Genomic DNA, 3,964 nt, shown 5'->3' on the forward strand with positions numbered 1-3,964 from the left:
GCATCGAGCAGCTCGGTGCAGCGGCCGCAAATGCTCGATAGCGGGCGCTGGATGCGGGCCGCGAGCTGATTGCGGGTCATCGGCCCGGCGGTGAGCTCCTCAAGGATGCGGCGCTGGTACGCGTTGGCGCGTCCGCTCTTGCGGATCTCGCGAAACGCCTCGGCGGAAACCTCCCGCCCGGTGGGTTGCATTACAGGGTTGGTCATCATCGTTATCGGCTCCCCAGGGCGGCACGCAGTGAGCGCAGCCCCTGTTCTGAATTCATCCGATCGGGCATGCCCGCGGCGGCGCTTTGCGCCTGCGCGGCTTCCCGGCTGGCGCGCTCGGCTCGCTCGGCGCGGGTCATGGTGCTGTCGTGGCCGATCAAGCCCCGGGCGCTCAGCTGCTCGCCGGCCATCACACGGTTGATCAGCGCGGCGTATTCACGGCGAAACTGGCGCTCAAGGCGTCCGGCGCGGGTCTCACCGCCGCCGTGGGTCAGCTCCCACCACCCGACGGCCGCGCCGGCCATGCGAACGGCTTCGTGCGACCACTGGTGCTGGCCGGGCTGGTGAGCGTGGGCGCTGACCTCGCGCCAGGCGTCGGCCTCGGTCGGCAGGCCTAAATCTTCCGGCTTCGGCTGGCACAGCGCAGCGAAGGCGATCGGCATGGGCGGCCAGGCTTCGCCGTTCTGGCGTGCGGCGTCCTGAATCTGCTCGCGGACCCGGCGTAACCCCAGCGCCAGCTGGCCCGGCGCCAGCCCGGCTAGCTCAGCCCACCACGCTCCGGTTTCGTCGTACTCACCCCATTGGCTGGCAAACTTGCTGCCGAAAAGCTCGCCCAGCGTGTTGAACAGGTTATCCACGTCCGTAGCCGACACCGTGGGCGCTGAATTCCCCGTCGTACGTTTGCCCGCACTCTGGGGCTGGCGCTCGCCCTTCGGCGGCTGCCCGGGCTTCCTGAGCGGTGCGACGGCGTTTTGGAGTGCTGTTGCGGCGGTTTGCATGGGCGTTGCCTCCGGTGGTCTGCTGCTGGGCGTGCTGGCGTTTGGTGTTCTCGTGAATCCACTTGGCAAAGCGGCGGGTCCACTCGGCGTGGGTCATCGTGCGGTGGGCCTGGGCGGCGAAGTGCTCGCGGAAATCCATCAGGGCGTCGAACACGTTGGCGTCCGGCGCCAGCCCGCGTTGCAGGCACGCCACCTGGTAGGTTTCGGACTCGGGTTCCCAGTCGAGCGTCATCGCGGTTTTGCGGGCAGTTACCGGGTCGGCGGCGGGCTCGCCGTCGTCGTCTTGGGTGGCGGCACGTTCGAACACGTTCGGCTCGGATGCGCCCGCGTCAGAGAGAGAGGGGGTTATGATCTTGGTATCTTGATTCGTCGGAGATTTTTCCGACCCTTCGCGGATATTTTTCCGACCCTCGGATATTTTTCCGGGGTGGGTCGGAGATTTTTCCGACCCTTCGGCACCCGGTTGCAGGGTCGGATTTTTTTCCGACCCTTGCGCCTTGTTCCAGCTCTTCGCCTTGTTGGTCAGGCGCATGTAGGTCTTGTTGTCGGTGCTGGTCATGTCGATCAAACCGGCATCGCGCAGCTGCTTCATGAGCCGGTAGGCCGTATCGGGCTTGTCGGTCAGCAGTGGCAATTCCTGGATGATCTTGCCCTTGCCGATGTTGAACCACACCGCCCCGTCAATCTGGCGGGAATCGGCCCACGACGGCACCTGGTACAGGAACGCGAACAGCATGGCCTGCTGGGCGTTGAGCCCCCAGGCGAGCGCCTTGGCTTGATTGATGGAGACGAGGTATTGCATTGGTAACCTCTCGCTCAGAGCCGACGGCCGAGGCGGCGAATGGCAGCGGCGGAGAGTCGTCCTTTTTGCTGTAGCTGGGAAAGCTGGTCGGAATAAGTGGTAGCGCCCTCAAGGCGCAGGTCGGAATACGGTAGATGCCCTTTGCCGATCCACTCATAAACGCTGGGAACCGAGACTTCGAGCTTTTTGGCGACATGCGTGGCGCCGCCACAGTCCTTGATGACGTCCCTCAGGGTGACCGGGCGCGTTGCTACTGAAATATCACCCGGCGCGACGGTGCCATCCAGGTCTTCGCAAGCGCCTGAACGGTCTTCATTTTGGCTCGTGTGGGTCATGGAATAGGCCTCAATTCATGGTTTATGCTTATATATTATGGCTTAAACCATGGTTGATACAACAAATTCCATAAATTTGACGAATTGCCATCGCGGTTTTGCGGGCTAATATATGGCTCTAGCTTTATTTTTGCGGGTATTTGTCAGAATTGGAGTAGCAAACGCATGGCTGCCGACAAACCAGACAGCCCATCTTCTGAAGAGATGGAAGCGCGCAGGCAGGTGTGGGAGCGAATCAAAGCAACCGCCCAGAGAGTGCACAACCATCCATCCGACCATGGTATCAATACCAAAATCGCCAATGACGCGGATCGAGCATCCCAAACAGTCGGTGACTGGAAACATGGCCGATCACCAATACCGCCGAGCGCTATCGCGGCACTGGCGAAAAAGTACAACGTCAGCCCTCTATACTTGGCGTGCGAAACCAACGATCCCACACAGCTTCAGCCAATCGATGAAGCCGAGCTTAAAATACTGGCGCTGGAGCTGGTTGAAGAGGCACTGGCACGTGCCAGTGAGGTAGAATCGCTGGACCCAATTCAAGGTGCCAAGCTTGCGATGACCGCATATGAGATGGCCAGAGCCGGACACCCAAGAGCCACTATTCTGGGCTATTTAATCTACGAAGCCGAAGGTCGATCCTAGCCGTAGCCAGGATTGCACACCCACCAGCCGCCCACTTGAGGCGGCTTTTTTTGGCTTCAAAAAAAATGAATATTTAACCCAGGCTATGATTTTGACTGGTCAAAATTACCTGTTTCCTTATACTGTATATCCATACATGCAGTGAGAGATAAAGGTGACAAAATGCATGACCGGCAGCGCGCAGAAGAAGCTCAATTAACGACACCAGGACCCAATGGGCAAGAGTCGTATGAACATGGCGCTCCAAGATCGGAGCCACATATTCCCGTCACTAGCGCGCTTTTCTCCTCACTGCTCCAGTGGCTGGAAGCCGATATAACCGATTCCTGAGCGGTCAGAAGAAAATTTTATATAACAAAGCCGGCTAAAGCCGGCTTTTGTATGTAAATACCATGGTTTTATCTTGACGTTTTATGGTTTAAGCCATAAATTACATAAAACGTCTTGAGAGAGAAGCCATGAAACTCACCCCACGTCAAAGCGAAATCGTCACGCTGCTGGCTCATGGAAACACCGCCGACCAGTGCGCCACGATACTTCACCGATCTGCCTCGACCGTTCACCGGCACATTCTGCTGGCCAAAGATCGTCTTGACGCCAAGAACACCACGCACTTGGTGGCACTAGCCATCGCTCAGAAACTCATTCATCTGATCGTTGTGTTCGCGCTGTTGGTCACTGCTGTAAGCCCAGACGCTGCCGCCCTGCGCAATCGCCAACCGACACGCACCCGTACGCCCTATAGCGCCAGCCGACTGATTGCCAGTCAGCGCGGCTCGGAGGGCGTATAGCCATGAGCCTCGACGCCCCCAAAACCGTCATCGAAGTGTTCGCCGCGCACAGTGTTTATTCGGCCCTAGTCTGCCAGCTGCTCGAATGCCAGGAACTCGCGCTGGCCGTCACGCTGCTGAAGAAATATCGCGTCGTGCTGGAGACCGGCGCAATGGGTGTTCAGTGCTCGTCGTGGCCCGAAGGCACTGACCCCAAAAACAACCCCGCCTTTCGGTGGCTCATGACCGGCACCGACCTCGCCGACATTCGCCTGGTTCGCAATCACCTGCGCGCCTTGCTGCTCGACAGCGCCGCCACCGGAGGCACCGCCCAATGACCACCCGCATTCGACACGCCGTGCTCGCCAGCGGCGCCATCGCCGCCGCCCTCGTGCTGGGCCAGCTCAGCCAGGACGACGCCGAA

7 protein-coding genes are annotated in these 3,964 nt (G+C 59.7%); 3 read left to right on the forward strand and 4 right to left on the reverse strand.

All coding sequences use genetic code 11. The features are described 5' to 3' along the window. From ACGLWX_RS18185 to ACGLWX_RS18200, 4 genes are all read right to left on the reverse strand, one after another. Positions 1-206, reverse strand: a 206-nt coding sequence (locus ACGLWX_RS18185) for a hypothetical protein (RefSeq protein WP_396241864.1), incomplete at its 3' end; no start/stop codon positions are given. Positions 207-211: 5 nt separating this feature from the next. Beyond that, complete coding sequence (locus ACGLWX_RS18190; protein WP_396241866.1) at positions 212-859, reverse strand: replication protein P; 648 nt, start codon at positions 857-859, stop codon at positions 212-214. Continuing rightward, on the reverse strand, positions 837-1,787 hold the full coding sequence (locus tag ACGLWX_RS18195; protein WP_396241868.1) for a DnaT-like ssDNA-binding domain-containing protein: 951 nt from the start codon (positions 1,785-1,787) through the stop codon (positions 837-839). Before ACGLWX_RS18195 ends, ACGLWX_RS18190 begins: the two co-directional genes overlap by 23 nt. 14 nt (positions 1,788-1,801) lie before the next feature. Continuing rightward, entirely contained in the window at positions 1,802-2,122 is a 321-nt protein-coding gene (locus ACGLWX_RS18200) for a hypothetical protein (RefSeq protein WP_396241870.1), read from the reverse strand. 165 nt (positions 2,123-2,287) lie between these two features. Between ACGLWX_RS18200 and ACGLWX_RS18205 the strand changes: the two genes are divergently transcribed. From ACGLWX_RS18205 to ACGLWX_RS18215, 3 genes are all read left to right on the forward strand, one after another. Next, the gene (locus ACGLWX_RS18205; protein WP_396241872.1) at positions 2,288-2,770 is read left to right on the forward strand and encodes a hypothetical protein; all 483 of its coding nucleotides are present in this window, start codon (positions 2,288-2,290) and stop codon (positions 2,768-2,770) included. A 434-nt stretch (positions 2,771-3,204) separates the two neighbouring features. Beyond that, entirely contained in the window at positions 3,205-3,561 is a 357-nt protein-coding gene (locus ACGLWX_RS18210; RefSeq protein ID WP_396241876.1) for a response regulator transcription factor, read from the forward strand. A 2-nt stretch (positions 3,562-3,563) separates the two neighbouring features. Then, positions 3,564-3,878: a hypothetical protein gene (locus tag ACGLWX_RS18215; RefSeq protein ID WP_396241874.1), complete on the forward strand. Its 315-nt coding sequence runs from the start codon at positions 3,564-3,566 to the stop codon at positions 3,876-3,878. The last annotated feature ends 86 nt before the right edge of the window (positions 3,879-3,964 follow it).

Origin of the sequence: Halomonas sp. HMF6819, from assembly GCF_044335525.1 — a bacterium.
In the GTDB taxonomy this organism is placed as follows: domain Bacteria; phylum Pseudomonadota; class Gammaproteobacteria; order Pseudomonadales; family Halomonadaceae; genus Vreelandella.

Coding starts and splice junctions, on each gene's coding strand:
- ACGLWX_RS18195 (WP_396241868.1), bottom strand. CDS start 1,787: ATGCAATACCTCGTCTCCATCAATCAAGCCAAGGCGCTCGCCTGGGGG.
- ACGLWX_RS18200 (WP_396241870.1), bottom strand. CDS start 2,122: ATGACCCACACGAGCCAAAATGAAGACCGTTCAGGCGCTTGCGAAGAC.
- ACGLWX_RS18215 (WP_396241874.1), top strand. CDS start 3,564: ATGAGCCTCGACGCCCCCAAAACCGTCATCGAAGTGTTCGCCGCGCAC.
- ACGLWX_RS18205 (WP_396241872.1), top strand. CDS start 2,288: ATGGCTGCCGACAAACCAGACAGCCCATCTTCTGAAGAGATGGAAGCG.